Below are 18,101 nucleotides of genomic sequence, written 5' to 3'. Positions count from 1 at the left end.
ATAAACGTGATTAATTTCTATTTTTAACAACAATCCAGCCTGCAAAGTTGATGGGTGTTATTTTGTTCATATTGTTCTGTTCATTCCAGGAAACAGAATACCAGTAGCTTCCTGTAGGAACTCTTCTTCCGTTGGCGGTACCATTCCATCGATATCCATTGGTTTTGTCTGCTCTGAAAACCTGTACGCCATATCTGTCATAAATATTCACTTCAAAATTAGGTTTAACGGCTAATGCTGAGTAATCAATAAAGTCATTGATGCCGTCATCATTAGGGGTGATGATATTCACAAGATTAGGAACTGTAATATTAATGGTAATAGGTTCACAATTGTAGCTGTCTTTTACATATATTTTCACAACTCCTCTTGGAATGTTGGTAAATACGTTAGAATCTTGCCAGGTAATATTATCTGTTGAATATTGGTAAGGAGGCATTCCGCCATTCACATGTACGGTGAAAGAACCTCCCGAAATGTCTACACTTGTGATAACAGGATTTTCTGCTGGGAATACAGTTACTGTTTGGGTGGTGAAACATTCTCCAGTTTTAAGTTTTACCCAGTAGGTTCCTACGCCGACATCTTTAATAGATTGAGAGGTTGCTCCTGTGCTCCATTCATAACTTTTGAATCCTGGACCTGCGTCTAACGTTGTTTTGCTTTCCATACAAATAATTTTGTCTTTTAAAACTCTGGATGGGGCTGGTGCATTAACTGTTAAAGTAACTTTAGCAATTGAAAAACATCCGGTTGAATTGAAAACTTTGACGAAGACAACTCCGTTTGGAGCAATGTATGCTCCCGGATTCATTATTTCGTTGGTTCCATTAAGTGCATCAGTTATAGATGGATAATATTTTTTTGTAAATGCTGCCGGATTGGGAACAACAGAAGCATTGATGAGATTAAAAGAGGCAGTCAATGGGTTGCTTTCTATAAAACATGATTCTATGGGAACGTCATAAACGGTCACAACTGGATGAGTGTTCAGTGTGATTTTAGCGGTGCTTACACATCCTTGTGCTGTAATCACCCTTACGTAGATAATCCCTGGAGGAGAGCTGTAGGCTGAAGGATTTGGGATCTGATTGGTGCTGGCATTCAGGTCGTGTATACTAGGATAAAACTCTTTGGTAACATTGGTTAAGGTAGTGACTGCAGCTGTATTGAGGTCAAAGATGCCGACTCCGCCATTATTATTGTTGCATTCTGTAAGGCTTGCGTCAGTAGCGGCAAATGATGAAGGCTCTAATTGTATGATACCGTCTCCATTATCACAAAGTGTTGAGGTGGGATCTTTAACAACAACTTTAATGGTGGTGTTTCCTGTGTACAGGAAATTGGTAGGATTGGCAATAGGAGTCGCAACACCTAGTAAGTAATAAGTGAAAATATAATTTCCAGGATTGTTTACAAACTGATTGTTGTATGATGTAAGGTCTACAGTTCCGTTTCCTGTTGCAGGGTTAGTACATACAAAAGGTTTTAGAGTATTGTTTAGAATGGGAACTTTATCTACAAAAACTTTAGCATTTTGGATGGAGTGTCGGGCGCTCGCCCCTCCTGTAGCTGCTGAAAAGCCAAAATATCCCTGTGTCATGCCTACAGCATTTCCGGAAGGTGCAAATGACTGATCGGCAATAAGTATTCCGTCTATTTTGATTTTAATAATCCAATTGGTTGGGTTGGTAAGATCTGTTTCCCCATTTACTTCAACGTGTCTGTAGGTGTTGCTTACAAACGGCTTAGTGGGATTCAGGTCCGGAGAGTGAAATGTACTGCCAGGTGTATTGTTGAATTCTATATTGTTTCCTGCAGTATCGTTTGTGCCATATAAAACATGTACTTTGCTCATTTGGCCTTCTGTAGTATTGTTAAAAATATCGAACCCTACCATTAGCCCTGATGCGTTGGCAGGAATTCCAAGGCCTCCCCCTGATACAAACCCCGTTGGAGGGTTAGCAAGGTACCAGAATGTAAAACCATCTCCACGCCCAAACTGTGTTGTTCCGTTTCCATCAATTCTGAAATCAAATTCTACTTTCCATTTGTCACAATAGCTTAAGGTAATTGGAGTCGAAAGTTTTATAGCTCCGTACTTGCTTGTCTGGTCTGTGGTAAGTCTTATAAAATCTCCGCTTACGATAGCATCTGAAACAAGATCCCAACCGGTAGTATTTACTGGGTTTCCGGTAAGTTGATAGGTTTGAGAAAGTATTTTTTCTGGTAAGCAGAGTAAAATGCCCAGTAAAAAAAAGAGTAGAGTTTTTTTCATAGTGGAAGAATTGTGATGTTGTTATGTGTATTAAGATTTTATTCCATATTTTTTACCAATACCCAGCCTGAGTATTTTGTTTCTGTGTTGTTTTTATCGTTTTCATTCCATGAGATTGTATACCAATAGGTAGCGCTAGGTATTTTTTTACCGTAAGCTCTTCCATCCCATGTATAGTTTCTTATTTTATTGGCTTCATATAGTTTATTTCCATATCGGTCATAGACTGTGAAGATTAAATTTTTCTTGTAAGCTAAAGCTGAATAATCAATGAAATCATTTTTGTTGTCTCCATTCGGTGTAATGGCATTGATGAGGTTGGGAACTGTAATCTGAACTTCAATAGGAGTACAGTTATAGAAATCTTTCACAAAAACCTTTACTTCTCCTCTTGTCAGGCCTGTAAAAGTATTTGATGCCTGCCAATGTGTACCGTCTAAAGAATATTGATAAGGTGTTTTTCCACCTGCTACATTTACTGAGATTGTATTGTTGTGGATATCAATACTGGAGATGACTGGATTGGGTGATGGTTGTACATTGACAATTTGTGTGGTAATGCAGTTTCCTGTTTTGAGCTTAACCCAATATGTTCCTACACTTACATCTTTAATGGAGGAAGTGGTAGCTCCGGTACTCCATAGATATTCAGAAAATCCGGGACCTGCATCCAGATCTGTTGTGTTCTCAATGCAAATGGTTTTATCTTTAAGAATAGAAGATTTAACAGGGGGGAGAACAACCAGGTTGATTTTAGCAAGAGCAAAACACCCGTTGGTATCAGTTACTTTTGCATATACTGCTGTGCTTGTTGAAATGAATTGATAAGGATTGATAATCTCGTTAGTGTCATTAATAGCGTTGGCAACTGTTGTGTAGTATTTTTTAGTGATGCCGGTGGTTAAGGATGTTACATTAGCTGTTGTCAAATTAAATACAGCTTTAAGTATATCGTTTTCGATAAAGCAAGATTGGATGGATGTATCATTTACCGCTGTTTCAGGGTAAAAAGCAAGAGTGATTTTTGCTGTACCCGTACATCCTAACGGAGTGGTTACTTTTACGTAAACGGTTCCTGGTGCAGATAGGTAGGTGTCCGGATTTAAAATCTCATTGGTTCCTGAGTTTAAATCATTGAGTGTTTTGTAGTATTTCTTTGTAACACCAGGTACGCCGGTAACATCAGCGGAATTTAAGTTAAAAGTGGCGGTCCCTGCTTTATTGTTATTACATGCCGTAATGGTTTTTTCTTCCGCTTTGAAAGGGGCCATAACCAATAAAATTTTACCATCCGGGTTGTCACACAGTAGTCCTGCATTGTCTTTAATAACGACTGTTACTGTTGAGTTAGCGTTAAACTGATAATCAACGGGATTAGCAATAGGTGTAGAACTTCCAAATGGATAATAGGTAAATGTATAATTGGAAGGGTTGCTGACAAATTGTGAATTGAAAGAAGTCAGGTCTACTGATCCATATCCGGTGGTAGGATTAGGACAGAATGACTGTGTTGCTGAATTCTGTAAAATAGGAACTTTATCCGTATAAATTTTTACATTTTTAATGGAATGTCTTGATCTTGCCCCTCCTGTAGAAGCTGAAAAACCAAAATAGCCTACAGTCATTGCTGCAGCAGTGCCTGAAGGGGCAAAAGACTGATTACAAATTATATTCCCGTCTATTGTTATTTTTATAATCCAGTTGGTAGGAGCTGCAGGATCTACCTGTGCAGTTACTTCTACATGTTTGAAAGTTGTTCCCTGGAAAGGTTGTGTAGTATTTAGATCCGGTGAGTGAAAGGAGCTTCCCGGAACATTAAAGAACTCAACGTTATTGGTATCTGTTGTATTTTGAACCTGTCCATATGCAACGTGGACCTTACTCATGGTAGCAGTAGTGGTATTGTTGTAAGTGTCTAGTCCTACCACAAAACCTACTGCATTCTGCGATACTCCAAGGCCGGAGCCTAGTACACTGGCAACTGGTGGGTTGGCAAGATACCAGAAGGCAATTCCGTCTCCGTTGGAGGTTTGGTTGGAATCCATCCTGAAATCAAATTCCACTCTCCATTTGTCACAATATTTTAAATTGATTGGATCATTCAGCCTGATGGAACCGGATTGGTTGTTGGTGTCAGGGGTCAGCTGAATAAAATCTGTGTTTACCTGGGTAGGGGAAACCAGGGTCCATCCGGTAGTGTTCACTGGGTTTCCGATAAGCTGATAAGTCTGAGCGAAGGATGCTCCAGATGAAAAAAGTAAAAGAATAGAGAAGTAAAATAATAAATTTTTATTCATTTCACTGGGAATTTAATTAATAGGTAAATATATTAAATCCCAATTAATAAATAGTTATTTTATGTTAATTTTGTTAAAAAAATTAATTATTATTCAAAAAATAATATTTATTATGACAAAGTAATGAATGTTTTTGTGTGTTGTTTAGGATTAGTATTAATTAAAATTAAAACAGAGAGTTGTTCTCTAATCCTTCAAAATAAGCATCAATTTCCAAATCAGAAGAACTGGCTGCGGCAACGGCTAACTTATCACAAAGTTCATTTTCGAAATGACCTGCATGGCCCCTTACCCAATGCATAGTGGGTTTATGAAGGTTGTAAAGCTCAATGAATTTTTTCCAGAGATCCGGATTTTTTACATTTTTCCAGCCTCTTTTGATCCATCCGGTGATCCAATTCTGATTAACTGCATCTGCAACATACTTGCTATCCGTATATACATGAATATCGTTTTCTGTAGACTTTAGCTTTTCTAATGCAGAAATTACAGCAAGGAGTTCCATTCTATTATTGGTGGTTTTTCTGAACCCTTTAGAAAATGTTTTCTGATAGTTTTTTTCAGGAATACGCATAAGAATTCCGTATCCGCCTTTTCCTGGATTTCCACTGCATGCACCGTCTGTATAAATTTCGATTTTCAAAATCTGTTCTATAAATTGAATTATTTAAAACGGAAAGTCATCATCATCATCAAAATCATTCATAGAAGATCCTGAAAGTTTCGAGCTGTCCGGAAGGTCAAATGCTGCTCCCGGCTGAATTGTTGTTTTAATTTTGTCAAAGCCACTTGGTTCTCCAAAGTTTGATGGATAGCCGCTTCCCATACCGCCATCAAGGGCGGCTTCAATATCTCCGAATTTTGCAAAATGTTTTAAGAAAGAAAGTCTTACATCGGCAGTAGCACCATTTCTGTGTTTTGCAATAATTAATTCAGCCTGATTTTCTGTAGAAGTTTCTTGCCCTTCTTCATCATTATCCCATACCGTGATTTTATAATATTCAGGTCTGAAGATGAAAGATACAATATCCGCATCCTGCTCAATTGCTCCGGATTCCCTTAGATCGGAAAGCTGAGGTCTTTTTCCGGGGCGCGTTTCCACACTACGGGAAAGCTGAGAAAGTGCTATTACCGGAACGTTCAATTCCTTTGCAATGGCTTTTAATGAACGGGAGATCATGGAGATTTCCTGTTCACGGTTTCCAACTCCTTTTCCTCCTCCACCGGCTGTCATCAGTTGGAGGTAATCGACCATGATCAGTCTTACCCCATGCTGCATTACCAGTCTTCTGCATTTTGCACGGAAGTCGAAAATTGAAAGTGATGGTGTTTCATCAATGTATAGAGGAGCGTTTTCCAATTCAGATACGTTGGAGAATAGTCTTTGCCACTCTTCGTCATCAAGTGTTCCTTTACGAAGTTTTTCAGAGGAAATTCTCGTTTCAGAAGCAATCATTCTGGTGATAAGCTGTACAGAGGCCATCTCAAGAGAGAATAGAGCCATTGGGATTTTGTGACCTACAGCAATATTTCTTGCCATTGAAAGAAGAAATGCTGTTTTTCCCATCGCCGGACGTGCAGCAATGATGATAAGGTCAGAATTCTGCCAGCCTCCGGTTTCTTTATCCACATCACGAAATCCTGAAGGAACTCCAGAAAGTCCTTGCTTGTCCTTTAAAGATTTAATGGTGTCAATTGCTTGTTTTACTAATGAGTTGGCGGTATCAAAACCTTTTTTAATGGTTCCGTTAGTGATCTCGAAGAAAGACTGTTCTGCTTTATCCAGAAGCTCAAACACGTCTGTTGATTCTTTGTAGGAAGAATCAATCACATTCGCAGAAACGTTAATAAGACTTCTTAAAATATATTTTTCAAGAATAACACGAACGTGATATTCAATGTGGGCAGATGAACTTACTCCCATGGTAAGGTCAATAATATAATGGTCTCCTCCTGCCTGACTTAGCTTATCTTCTTTCTTCAGCTCCTGGATGATGGTCATTAAGTCTACAGGATGGTTGCCTTCATAAAGTTTTAAGATAGTAGAAAAAATAACTTGATGTCTGGGATCGTAAAATACTTCCGAGGTAAGGAGGTCAATGGAATGGTCAAGACCTTTTTTGTCAATCAAAAAAGTTCCGATAACAAGTCTTTCGAAATCCACTGCATTAGGAGGCATTTTTCCATCCGCAATAGACAGCTCTTTTGCAAAGTTTCCGTGTGTAAGGGATGATAATGTTTCTTTCTGCGCCATGGTGCAAAGATAGCTTATTTAAAAAATATTTAAAAAATAGTATTCAACAAATTATTAGCAGTCTTTGTAAAAATACGGCCAATAGGGGGTTGGGTGTGTTGATAAAAAAATCACCTCAATTGAGGTGATTTTTTATGATATGATTAAAAAAGTTAGTCTCTGTTTTTCACAATGATCCATCCTGAGAATTTGAATGGTGTGCTCTTGCTGTTATTTTCATTCCAGGTTAAAGAATACCAGTAAGTACCTGTAGGTATTTTCTTACCTGCGATTGTTCCGTCCCATTTGTATCCATTAGATTTATCGGCCTGGTGGATTTTTACACCATATCTGTCGAAAATACTCAATGTCAGGTTTTGCTTGCCTGCAATTGCGGAATAATCAAGAACGTCATTAATACCGTCTCCGTTTGGAGTAATAACATTTACAATATTAGGAACGATTGTTTCAACAATAATAGGATCACAATCATAAGCATCTTTTACATATATCTTGTAATTTCCTCTTGGTACATTGTTGAATACATTAGAATCCTGCCATACAATATTGTCTATAGAATATTTATAATCAGGAGTTCCACCTGCTACATTTACAGTAATATTTGTGGTAGATACATCAATGCTGGTAATTACAGGTTGTTCTGAAGGATATACTGTAACCTTTTGAGTGGTAGTACATTCTTGAACTTTACTTGTTAGTTTTACCCAATATGTGCCTACTCCAACGTCAGTGATGGTTTGAGTGGTGGCTCCAGTACTCCATTCGTATTTTTTGAATCCAGGTCCTGCATCTAAAGTAGTTTTGTCTTCCATACAAATGATTTTATCCTTAAGTACGCTGGATTTTTCCGGAGGAAGAACCTGAAGAGTTACTTTAACAACATTGAAACATCCAAGGTCATCATATACTCTTACATATACCACACCATTAGGTGCCATATAAGTTTTGTAATTGGTGATTTCATTCGTGGCATCTACTGCGTCAGCCATTGAAGGGTAGTATTTTTTCTTCGTACCATCAGTTGGTGCTGTTACCGGAGCGCTATCAAGGTCAAACATTCCCATGGAAGGGTTTGATTCCAGATGGCAAGCAACTAGTGGAGGTGGTATAAGCACTTTTACCAATGGGTTGAATTTTAATTTAATTTCTGTAATCGCAATACATCCATATTCATTGGTTGCCTTTACAAATACTGATCCTTCGGCAGAAACATATTGATAAGGATTGGTAATTTCGTTGATGACGTGGTCAAGGTCATACATTGAAGGATAATATTTTACATTAAGATTAGGAGTGATTCCTATATCGGCTGATGATAAGTCATATAGTGCCGTTCCAGAATTGTTGTTACTACAGGAGAGGAGTTCACCAGGGGTGAGGGCAAAAGATCTGTCAACAAAGTTAATTTCCCCAAATTCTCTACATTGATTTAAAAAGCTGACAGGTTTGGTAGGGTCTGAATAAGATATAGAATAAGTGTATTTAGTGGTTGTGTTAACCGAAATAGGGGCTGTGATAGGATCATAATCAGCTGCTGCATCGGCCGCACTGCGATAATATTTTATAATGAAATTTGGATTATTATTTCTGATGTGATTGGATAAGGTAGCAAAATCAAAGGTTACTGGGTTGCCGCAAATATCAATATCTCCATCATTTTTTGCTCCAGGTTTTAAGAATGGAAAAGGTTGGTAGATTTTTAATGAATTATTATCAAATGGAGTAAGCAATGATGCTGTTCCGCCAAAACTTAATTTAAAAGGTGCAATTTCAGATGAGAAGTTATTTAATAGCAAATGATATACTTCACCGGGAAGTACGTCAATGTATTTTACAAAACCGATTCCGCCGCCATCTTCCGTAGTTTCTGTAGCAGTCATGTTAAGACCTGTAAGAGGTCTGTTTATTAAGTTACCCATTCCGGCGTAAGAACATCTTAGAGGAGTTTCTCTGGGGTTGCTGCAACTGTGATTGGGGCCATATAATGCAAAATCATAATCAATGTTGTAAGCATTAGGTCCCAAAGGGGTAATAAGGAAGGTTAATGTTCCTGCTGTTTGTATGCTGAAGGTGAACCAGATTGAGTTACTCTCAGAGCTTAGACAGCCACTTCCTTCTTTTACGCTTCCGCTTCCATTAGGTTTTAACGAGATCTCTGAATCACTGCAAATAGGGATAGCGGTGATACAGTCCTGTTGTGCAAAGACCATCTGGGTAATGAAAATTAGAAAAATCAGTAGATATTTTTTCATTTTTTGACCAATTTAAAGTTGAATACTTAACGTAAGTTATTTGTTTTTAGGGATAAGTTGTTTACCCCATCCAGGTACAGAGTTCAAGGTTGTGAATCCTGTTGCTGCTTTTTGGTATTGAGCTTCAGCCTCGGTCATATTGCCAGATTTTTCTGCTGATTTTGCTTTTAGGATTGCTAATCTTGGATTGTTTGGGTCAGAACTTTCTGCTTTTGCAATGTATTTCGAAACCTCTTGTGCTGCTTTTGCCGGATCTTTATACACATTCAGCTGTATGCTTTGCAACATGATAAGGCCTAGAAGAATGTTGTTTTCCGCGTTATCAGGTTGGGAAAGCGATACTCCAAGAGCAAATTTTTCTGCTGTTACGCTTGAATGAATAGCTGAAGCAGCAGAATTTTTTGATAAAAGTTCCGCTTTAAGATACATAGAGACGGCAGCATAATGGAAAGCCTGCCATTGTTCAGAAGTATTAGTTTCTGTGAATTTCTTAAACAATTTGTCGTAATCACCTTCTGTATTGGCGGTGTTGAGCTGTGAAGCGCTTTGTTGTAAAGCTTTATCAGTAAAAGTCTGGGCGCTTACCCATAAGCCAGTCACGAAAAAGCTTAAAATAAATAAAATTTTATTCATAAAGGGGATATTTGTAGCAAATATATGAAATTATTAATGTTTCGTGATAGATTTTAGTATATATTTAAAGAATGTATATTGTTGTTTTGTGATCTTATATTTTGTTGTTGTTGCTTGGATATGTGAAGATTGTAATGGTTATTGGTTTTATGGAGTTATTTGTGGATATAAGTATTGGTTATTTTGAAATAAATGTGGTATAAAATAAAAATAAGGATAGAAAATACTTCTATCCTTATTTTGTATATGTTTAATCTTATTTGATTTAATTGTTCTTAAATCATTCAGTCATAATTTTGTTAATATTGCATCTTTCTTAGCTTTGGATTAGTGCTTCCAACAATTAGGGCAACCAATACAGTCATGCAGCCGCCAAACACTACAGAGCGCACTACCCCTAATAATTTGGCCATAACTCCACTTTCGAATTGGCCCATTTCGTTACTGGACATGATGAATATTGAATTAACGCTCAAAACCCGACCTCTTATATGATCAGGTGTTTTTAATTGTACAATAGTTCCTCTAATTACTACAGAAATACCATCAAGCATTCCACTTAATACAAGGAACATGAAAGAAAGCCAGTACAGCTTGGATAAGCCAAATCCAACGATACAGATTCCGAATCCTGTGACCACCATAAGAAGTATCTTTCCCTGGTTTTTTCGTAAAGGAATGATAGATAAAATAGTAATGATGCACATGGAGCCAATATCAGACGCGGCATTCAGCAATCCGAAGCCTTCCGCTCCTGAATTCAGAATATCAGTAGCAAATACGGGAATCATTGCTACTGCACCTCCAAAAAGTACAGCAAACATATCCAGGCATAGGGCGCCCAAAATTTCTTTTGTTTTAAAAATATAAGAAATGCCTTCACGCATGCTTTCCACAACATCTACCGTTTCTTTCTTGTACTCTGAATGTTGTTTGTTGAGCTGCCAGAAAAACAATGAAGCAATAAATATCAAAGATAGAATAACCACCAATGTCCATTGTACACCGAAATATCCAATAAGAAGACCTCCGATGGCGTGGCCGCATACAGAAGATATAAGAAATGTAGCCTGGTTTAGGGTAACAGCATTGGGGAGGTTCTCTTTTTTTACAATTTTAGGAATCATAGAAGGAACAATAGGGCCAATAAAGGCTCTCGCAATTCCAGTAAAAAATATAACCCCATAAATATAATATGTGATCTGATGCCCGGTAAAATGCATCTGAACATTAAAAAAGGCAGGAATCACAAGTAGCCCGATCAGAAAAATGTAAGCATAATTGCAGATAAGCAACAGTCTCTTTTTTTCATTCATATCAATCACGTGGCCGGCATACAAGGCGCAGCTTACTGCAGGAATAACTTCTGAAAGTCCGATAAGACCGATTGAGAAGGGATCTTTTGTTAATTGATATACCCACCATCCTAATAAGGTAGCAAGCATTCTGAAGGCTAAAACAATAAAAAATCTCCCGGTAAGAAGATTTCTGAACTCAACATTTTGTAAAGTTTGTAATGGGGTAAAGGAAATCATGAACAAAAATAGCCCTAAAAATTTATTTAGGGCTATCTCTATATCGTTTTTTAAAAGATATATTAAATATATATCAAAAGATAAAATCTATTTTAGTCTGTTCTTGAAGAACTGATTACAATAGCAGCAACTCCAGCCGCTCCGATAATAGTAGCTCCAGCTGCAATTCTTGCTTTTCTTCTGTCTTTTACAGCTGCTACATTAGATTTAGGGATAATTACTTCTGTGCTGTCTTTTTTTCCGGCTGTACCTACAAGATTATCTCCAACAATGTTTCTGAATAGTATTTTCTGTTTCGGAGATCCGTCTCTCATAGTAACTTTGTAAACTTTTCCGGCTTCCAGATTGGAATAGTTGTTTTTTGAAATATCCTCGCTGTATTTTGTAGTAGCGCAAGAGGTCATAACAAATAAAGACGTTAATAAAGATGATTTCAACAGTACAGATGCTTTCATTATTTTCGTTTAGTTTTTCAAATTTATAATTTTTTTCGAATATACGTTTTTGGAATTGAAAAAATATCTTTAAAATTTGTAAATTTCTAACAAATCTGCGATATTTCTGTCATTTGCTAATCTTGGAGTCTTGTTTTGTCCGCCCAATTTCCCCTGAGACTTAGCATATTCATGAAACGCATTTTTCTTCAGCTTTGTAATGTGCAGCTTTTGCAGAATATTCCCTGAAATGAGATCATCATAATAGGTATTTCTGTTTCTTAGCTGCTGATCCAGCTCATTTCTGAACGTTTCCATATTTTCAGGATCTTTTTCAAATTCAATCAGCCATTCATGATAAGGAAGACCTTCACCAGGGTTTACCTGAGGTGCTAAATGAAACTCAGTAATCTGTGCCGGATATTTTTCAAGAGTTGCCTTCATTGCCTCTTCCACTTCAAAAGCAATGACATGTTCTCCGAATGCAGAAGTAAAATGTTTGGTTCTTCCACTTACCAGAACTCTGTATGGATTTTTATCAATAAATCTTACTACATCACCAATAGAGTAGGCCCATAATCCAGAGTTAGTTGTTAAAATTAGGGCATAGTCCTTATGAAGCTCAATTTCTTTTAATGTTAATCTCCTGGCATTCGGCTTTCCATATTCTTCCAAAGGAATAAATTCATAGAAAATACCATGATTGGTTAAAAGAAGAAGCCCTTCCTTTGTATAATCATCCTGAAAAGCAAAGAATCCCTCAGAAGCAGGAAAGGTTTGAATGATATCTACTTTTCCACCCAATAAATCTTCCATCTTATCACGATATGGTTCATAGTTGACGCCTCCTGTAACAAGGAGCTGAAGATTAGGAAAGATTTGTTTTACTTTTTTTCCGTGTTTTTCAGTCAGTTTCTCAAAATACATAATGAGCCATGGCGGTATTCCTGAAATCAACGTCATATTTTGGTGCTCTGTTTCTTCAATAATCTTGTCAACCTTCGTTTCCCAGTCTTCCATAATATTGGTTTCCCAGCTTGGAAGTCTGTTTTTTTGAAGATAATTAGGAATATGGTGAGCTACGATTCCGGATAATCTTCCTGTTTTGATTCCGAAAACTTCTTCCAGTTCCGGACTTCCCTGCAGAAAAATCATTTTTCCGTTCACAAAATCTGCATTATTCTTTTTGCTGATATAATGAAATAAAGCGCTTTGAGCTCCTGCAATCTGAAAGGGCATTCCTTCTTTAGATATAGGGATGTATTTTGATCCTGAAGTGGTTCCTGAGGTTTTAGCGAAATATTCGGGAGTATCTGTCCAGAGAATATTTCCCTGGCCTCTTTTTACTCTTTCAATGTAAGGTTTTAGATCTTCATAATCGGCAACAGGAACTTTGTCCTGGAAATCCTTTACAGAACGGATGTTTTCGAAATCATGTTCCCGTCCGAAAAGTGTTTTCTGAGCTGTATTTACAAGAGAAATCAACAGATCTTCTTGGTTTTTTTCTGCATTTTTTTTGAAGCCCTCCGCTTTTTGAACATGTTTTTTTGCCCAGATAAGCGCTGCGTTTTTCTTGAAGAAGTTTAACATGGTTCAAATTTATAAATAAGTAGAGAATTGTGGAACCCTTTTTAGAGCGTAAGGCATAAAAAAACCGATGAAATAAATCCATCGGCTTTTCTCGAAATTTGATTATGAAAATAACAACTATATGTTGATGTTATGCTTATTTGTTTGCTTTATACCTTTTGTCCGGCGTGCCATCTTTTTTCAGATGCTTATTTTCTTTATATCTCTTATCCGGAGTGCCGTCTTTTTTCATTTTAGCAGCAGGAGCAGGTTGAGATGGTTTTGCCTCTGCCGGTTTAGCTGCTTTCGCAGCCATTGGTTTGGCAGCTTTTACTTCTGCAGGTTTAGCGGCTGCTGCTTTTACAGGAGCAGGAGTTGTATGGGTAGCGGGAGCAGTCTGCTGAGCAGTAGCAAGGCCTAGTCCTAAAACTAATGACATTGCTGATAATAATTTTTTCATAAGAATATTGTTTATTTTTTGTTGAATAAAGATATGCAAAAAGCAGGCTATAAATTTTGGTTTTTTAAACTTAACTAAAGTTTATTACAGCTTAAAAAAAAATTAAAGTTCTTTTCTGAAGAATAAAAAAAGCCTGCTTCCGGTTAAGAGAGCAGGCTTTTGCATTATTAGAAGATATTCTAACGTGTACAGTTGGCTGTCCACGTTTTTCCATCCTGAATGTATAAAATTTTTAAAGTATTGTTATCAATTCTGATGTAAGAAGTTGCTGTAGACCCTACCATAACTAAGGTGTGATCTCCCTGTTGGTTGAATTCTATTCCATTGAGATTTGGAATATTGTTAGAGAAGGCAAAATTGTATTTAGTGCCACTGGCAATCTTCGTTACAAATACACTTCCTGCATCAGTACTGATATTGGTAGAACCACCGTCGTTATAGGAAACGCTTCCTTTATAAGTACCTGCGAAAAAGTCGTTGTCTACAGGATCATCATCCTTACTGCACGACGAAAAAGATAATGCTGTAAAAACAAACAGCGTTAAAACACCTAGAATTTTCATTGCTTTTTTCATAATACTACTTTTAATGTTTGGTTCTTTTAAAAGCCAAACACTATGCCATGAGAAAATATTCGTTTTTTTTTAACAAGTAATTAATAAAATTAATAAAATTTAAGATTTAAATAGGCTAAGTGATTCATTTTAAATCCCAAAGTTGTTCTGTTTCCATTCAAAGAAAAAAATATCCTTACCTTTGTATAGCAGTAAACGGTTTCGGAAAACTCCCGAAATCGCTTTTGTCGTTATACCATTACTATTTATGCAGTTAAAATCCATCAATGAAAAGTTCCTTCCGGATCTGATGCAAAAAGAATTCGGGAAAGAAATTTTCACTCAGTTAGAAAATAGTCAGCATATTGCCGTGAAGGGAAGTGCTGGATCTTCAGTCTCTGTTTTTATAGCTGAACTTTTTTTGGTTCAGAAAAAAAATATTCTTTATCTGGTAGATGATAAAGAGGATGCATTATATGCCAATACTGAAATGGAAGATCTTCTTGGAAAAGAAAAGGTATTGTATTTTCCAGCGACTCACCTTGAGCCGTATCAGGTAGAAAAAACACAGAACGCGAATCTTGTTTTGAGAACAGAAGTTCTTAATAAAATCAATTCGGGGAGGTCTCCAAAAGTGATTGTTGCCTATTCCGGAGCCTTATCAGAAAAAGTATTAAAGAAAGAAGATTTCAAAGCGATTTCTCATCACATAAAAGTAGGCGACCAGCTGGATTTTGATTTTGTAGATGAACTGCTTAATCATTATCATTTTCAGCAGACCGATTTTGTCTCGGAGCCTGGTGAATTTTCTGTGAGAGGAGGAATTGTAGATGTGTTTTCTTATTCCTATGAAAAGCCATACAGGATTACTTTCTTTGGTAACGAGGTGGAAAGCATTAAAACATTTGATATTGAAACTCAGCTTTCGGTAGATAAAGTGAAAGACTTTCAATTGGTATCCAATATGAATTTTTCTGTCACCGGAAGCAGAGTTTCATTATTGCAGCTTTTACCTAAAGAAAGTTATGTAATTTCCAAAAATGGGATGATAGGGATGCAGAAGATTAAAACATTTTATGAAAAGTCCCTTGAAAAATACGAAACGCTAAGTAAAGATATTGCCCACAGAGCACCACAGGAGCTTTTTATTTCTGATCAGGAGTTTTTATTTGATTATAAAAAGTTTAAAACCATTGATTTCGGAAATGTTTCTATTGAAGGATTAAAAGAAATTGCTGAAATTAAAATGGAGCAACTTCCGCAGCCTTCTTTCCATAAAAACTTTGAGCTTTTGATTGAAGATATTGAAGAAAAACAACAAGACGGATTTGATACCTGGATTTCCTTCTCAACAGAAAAGCAGAAAGAAAGACTGGAATCTATTTTTGAAGAGCTTGAACATGAACTTCCTTTTAAAAGCTTTAAGTCTGAACTGCATGAAGGTTTTGTAGATCATGGACATAAGCTGCTGGTATATACTGATCACCAGATTTTTGACCGTTACCAAAGATATAAGGCTAAAAATACCTTTGCAAAATCAGAACAACTTACCCTGAAAGATCTGATGTCTTTAAAGATTGGAGATTATATTGCCCATATCGATCATGGAATTGGGAAATTTATGGGATTGGTGAAGGTGAACAATGATGGTAAAATTCAGGAATGTTTTAAGTTAACGTATAAAAATGGTGATCTATTATATGTAAGTATTCATTCATTACATAAGATTTCAAAGTATAATGGCCCGGATGGAAAAGAGATTGTATTAAGCAAACTTGGTTCTCCAACCTGGAAATCCCTGAAGCAAAAAACAAAAGCTAAGGTAAAACAGATTGCATTTGATCTTATTAAGTTATATGCTCAAAGAAAAACAGCTAAAGGATTTGCCTATACGCCGGATTCTTACCTGCAGAATGAACTGGAAGCGAGCTTTATTTATGAAGATACACCGGACCAGGAGAAGGCTACCATAGATGTGAAAAAAGATATGGAAGCAGATACGGTGATGGATCGGCTGGTTTGTGGAGATGTTGGGTTCGGTAAGACAGAGGTTGCCATTCGTGCGGCATTTAAAGCGGCTACAGATGGGAAACAAGTGGCCGTATTGGTTCCAACAACTATTCTTGCATTCCAGCATTACAGAAGTTTTAAGGAAAGACTTAAAGATTTTCCGGTAAATGTTTCTTATGTCAATCGATTCAGGACGGCCAAACAGAAGTCCGAAACTTTAGATGCTCTGAAAAACGGGAAGGTAGATATTATTATCGGAACCCATCAGCTGGCAAGCAGTTCTGTGAAATTTAAAGATCTTGGATTATTGATTATTGATGAAGAACACAAATTTGGAGTTTCTGTAAAAGATAAACTGAAGACTCTGAAAAATAATGTGGATACCCTTACTTTGACCGCAACTCCGATTCCAAGGACACTGCAGTTCTCTCTGATGGCGGCAAGAGATTTATCTGTTATTAAAACTCCACCGCCGAACAGACAGCCGGTGGATACACAATTGGTAGGATTTAATGAAGAGATCATTCGTGATGCTATTTCTTATGAAATTCAAAGGGATGGTCAGGTGTATTTTATCAATAACAGAATTGAAAACCTTAAAGATATTGCCGGGCTTATCCAGCGTCTGGTTCCTGATGCAAGAGTAATCACAGGGCATGGGCAGATGGATGGTAAACAACTGGAGAAGAATGTTCTGGATTTTATGGAAGGAAAGTATGATGTGCTTGTTTCTACCACTATTGTAGAAAGTGGAGTAGATGTTCCGAACGCCAATACCATCTTTATTAATGATGCTCAGAGATTTGGGATGGCCGACCTTCACCAGATGAGAGGGCGGGTAGGACGAAGCAACAGAAAGGCCTTCTGTTACCTGATTACACCGCCTTATGATATGATGACCTCTGATGCCAGAAAGCGTCTTGAAGCTATTGAGCAGTTTTCTGATCTGGGAAGCGGATTCCAGATAGCTATGAAAGACTTAGAGATTCGAGGAGCTGGAGATTTATTAGGTGCGGAACAGAGTGGTTTCATCAATGAGATGGGATTTGAGACTTATCAGAAACTGATGCAGGAAGCGCTTGAAGAATTGAAGGACGATGTTGATTTTGAGAACTTATTTGAAAATGAAGAAGACAGGCAAAAGCTTTTCAAATCTGTGAAAGATGTTAATATTGATACTGATTTGGAGTTGATGCTGCCTGATTTTTATATATCGAATACCGAGGAAAGACTTTTACTGTATCAGAAAATAGCAGAGATTAATAATGAAAAAGATCTTCAACAGTTTGAGCTTGAGCTGATTGATAGGTTCGGGGCATTGCCGAAAGAAGCGGTGAACTTACTGAAAAGTGTTTCCCTGAAATGGCTGGCTGCAGATATAGGGTTTGAGAAGATTGTTATGAAAAATGGGGTGTTCTTAGGGTATTTTCCAAGTAATCCTCAGGATAAATTCTATCAGACAGACAGGTTCAGACATATTATTAATTACCTGACAAGAAACCCTGCGGAAGCTCAGCTTAAAGAGAAATCAGGTAAGGAAGGAAACCAGTTGATGATGAGAAAAGAAAAAGTGAAGAATGTAGATGAGGTGAATATTTTATTAAAAGCGATTATTGAACATAATTAAATTATAGCTTTCAAAAATTATTGATTTTTCTGCAAACAATACTAAACCATATAAAAAGTATGATTTTTTATATGGTTTTTTTGTGATTGTTATCATGTTTTTTCTTTGGAATATTCATGTTTAAGAGAATTAACCCCTCTTTTATAGGTTTGAAGTCACTTTTTAATGAGAAAAAAAATTTTTTAAAGCCTTATGCAG

Annotated in this window: 12 protein-coding genes; 1 reads left to right on the top strand and 11 read right to left on the bottom strand. The window is 36.9% G+C overall.

The genetic code is table 11. The annotated features are described in order from the left end of the window. Positions 1–10: 10 nt before the first annotated feature. The 11 genes from AC3HD6_RS06080 to AC3HD6_RS06030 form a co-directional block, all read right to left on the bottom strand. Positions 11–2,278, bottom strand: a complete 2,268-nt coding sequence (locus tag AC3HD6_RS06080; RefSeq protein WP_488895542.1) for a T9SS type B sorting domain-containing protein — start codon at positions 2,276–2,278, stop codon at positions 11–13. Positions 2,279–2,316: 38 nt separating this feature from the next. Beyond that, complete coding sequence (locus tag AC3HD6_RS06075; protein ID WP_488895541.1) at positions 2,317–4,575, bottom strand: T9SS type B sorting domain-containing protein; 2,259 nt, start codon at positions 4,573–4,575, stop codon at positions 2,317–2,319. Positions 4,576–4,741: 166 nt separating this feature from the next. Beyond that, positions 4,742–5,218 (bottom strand): ribonuclease HI, encoded by a 477-nt coding sequence (gene rnhA, locus AC3HD6_RS06070; protein WP_488895540.1) that lies wholly within the window; start codon positions 5,216–5,218, stop codon positions 4,742–4,744. Positions 5,219–5,242: 24 nt separating this feature from the next. Next, complete coding sequence (gene dnaB, locus AC3HD6_RS06065) at positions 5,243–6,829, bottom strand: replicative DNA helicase (RefSeq protein WP_488895539.1); 1,587 nt, start codon at positions 6,827–6,829, stop codon at positions 5,243–5,245. 152 nt (positions 6,830–6,981) lie between these two features. Continuing rightward, entirely contained in the window at positions 6,982–9,081 is a 2,100-nt protein-coding gene (locus AC3HD6_RS06060) for a T9SS type B sorting domain-containing protein (RefSeq protein ID WP_488895538.1), read from the bottom strand. Between the two features lie 36 nt (positions 9,082–9,117). Beyond that, positions 9,118–9,714, bottom strand: a complete 597-nt coding sequence (locus AC3HD6_RS06055) for a tetratricopeptide repeat protein (protein WP_488895537.1) — start codon at positions 9,712–9,714, stop codon at positions 9,118–9,120. A 299-nt stretch (positions 9,715–10,013) separates the two neighbouring features. Further along, a complete protein-coding gene (locus AC3HD6_RS06050) occupies positions 10,014–11,249 on the bottom strand; it encodes an MFS transporter (RefSeq protein ID WP_488895536.1) in 1,236 nt (411 codons plus the stop codon). A 92-nt stretch (positions 11,250–11,341) separates the two neighbouring features. Beyond that, the gene (locus AC3HD6_RS06045; RefSeq protein WP_488895535.1) at positions 11,342–11,704 is read right to left on the bottom strand and encodes a hypothetical protein; all 363 of its coding nucleotides are present in this window, start codon (positions 11,702–11,704) and stop codon (positions 11,342–11,344) included. Between the two features lie 69 nt (positions 11,705–11,773). Then, positions 11,774–13,273 (bottom strand): GH3 auxin-responsive promoter family protein, encoded by a 1,500-nt coding sequence (locus AC3HD6_RS06040; protein WP_488895534.1) that lies wholly within the window; start codon positions 13,271–13,273, stop codon positions 11,774–11,776. Positions 13,274–13,409: 136 nt separating this feature from the next. Next, positions 13,410–13,712 carry a hypothetical protein gene (locus AC3HD6_RS06035; RefSeq protein ID WP_488895533.1) on the bottom strand — a complete coding sequence of 101 codons (303 nt, stop codon included), beginning with the start codon at positions 13,710–13,712 and terminating at the stop codon, positions 13,410–13,412. 179 nt (positions 13,713–13,891) lie between these two features. Beyond that, positions 13,892–14,287: a hypothetical protein gene (locus AC3HD6_RS06030; protein WP_488895532.1), complete on the bottom strand. Its 396-nt coding sequence runs from the start codon at positions 14,285–14,287 to the stop codon at positions 13,892–13,894. Between the two features lie 247 nt (positions 14,288–14,534). On the opposite strand from AC3HD6_RS06030, the gene mfd reads away from it, so the two are divergent. Next, positions 14,535–17,903 carry a transcription-repair coupling factor gene (gene mfd / locus AC3HD6_RS06025; RefSeq protein WP_488895531.1) on the top strand — a complete coding sequence of 1,123 codons (3,369 nt, stop codon included), beginning with the start codon at positions 14,535–14,537 and terminating at the stop codon, positions 17,901–17,903. Positions 17,904–18,101 lie beyond the last annotated feature (198 nt).

The organism is Chryseobacterium sp. II3a (genome assembly GCF_057815135.1).
Note: the sequence above shows the minus strand (reverse complement) of the source record. Positions and strands in the feature narration are given on the sequence as shown.

What these genes read in the sequence shown, in the direction of transcription:
- AC3HD6_RS06080 (WP_488895542.1), bottom strand. Translation starts at nt 2,278, where the DNA reads ATGAAAAAAACTCTACTCTTTTTTTTACTGGGCATTTTACTCTGCTTA.
- AC3HD6_RS06075 (WP_488895541.1), bottom strand. Translation starts at nt 4,575, where the DNA reads ATGAATAAAAATTTATTATTTTACTTCTCTATTCTTTTACTTTTTTCA.
- dnaB (WP_488895539.1), bottom strand. Translation starts at nt 6,829, where the DNA reads ATGGCGCAGAAAGAAACATTATCATCCCTTACACACGGAAACTTTGCA.
- AC3HD6_RS06060 (WP_488895538.1), bottom strand. Translation starts at nt 9,081, where the DNA reads ATGAAAAAATATCTACTGATTTTTCTAATTTTCATTACCCAGATGGTC.
- AC3HD6_RS06055 (WP_488895537.1), bottom strand. Translation starts at nt 9,714, where the DNA reads ATGAATAAAATTTTATTTATTTTAAGCTTTTTCGTGACTGGCTTATGG.
- AC3HD6_RS06050 (WP_488895536.1), bottom strand. Translation starts at nt 11,249, where the DNA reads ATGATTTCCTTTACCCCATTACAAACTTTACAAAATGTTGAGTTCAGA.
- AC3HD6_RS06045 (WP_488895535.1), bottom strand. Translation starts at nt 11,704, where the DNA reads ATGAAAGCATCTGTACTGTTGAAATCATCTTTATTAACGTCTTTATTT.
- AC3HD6_RS06040 (WP_488895534.1), bottom strand. Translation starts at nt 13,273, where the DNA reads ATGTTAAACTTCTTCAAGAAAAACGCAGCGCTTATCTGGGCAAAAAAA.
- AC3HD6_RS06035 (WP_488895533.1), bottom strand. Translation starts at nt 13,712, where the DNA reads ATGAAAAAATTATTATCAGCAATGTCATTAGTTTTAGGACTAGGCCTT.
- AC3HD6_RS06030 (WP_488895532.1), bottom strand. Translation starts at nt 14,287, where the DNA reads ATGAAAAAAGCAATGAAAATTCTAGGTGTTTTAACGCTGTTTGTTTTT.
- mfd (WP_488895531.1), top strand. Translation starts at nt 14,535, where the DNA reads ATGCAGTTAAAATCCATCAATGAAAAGTTCCTTCCGGATCTGATGCAA.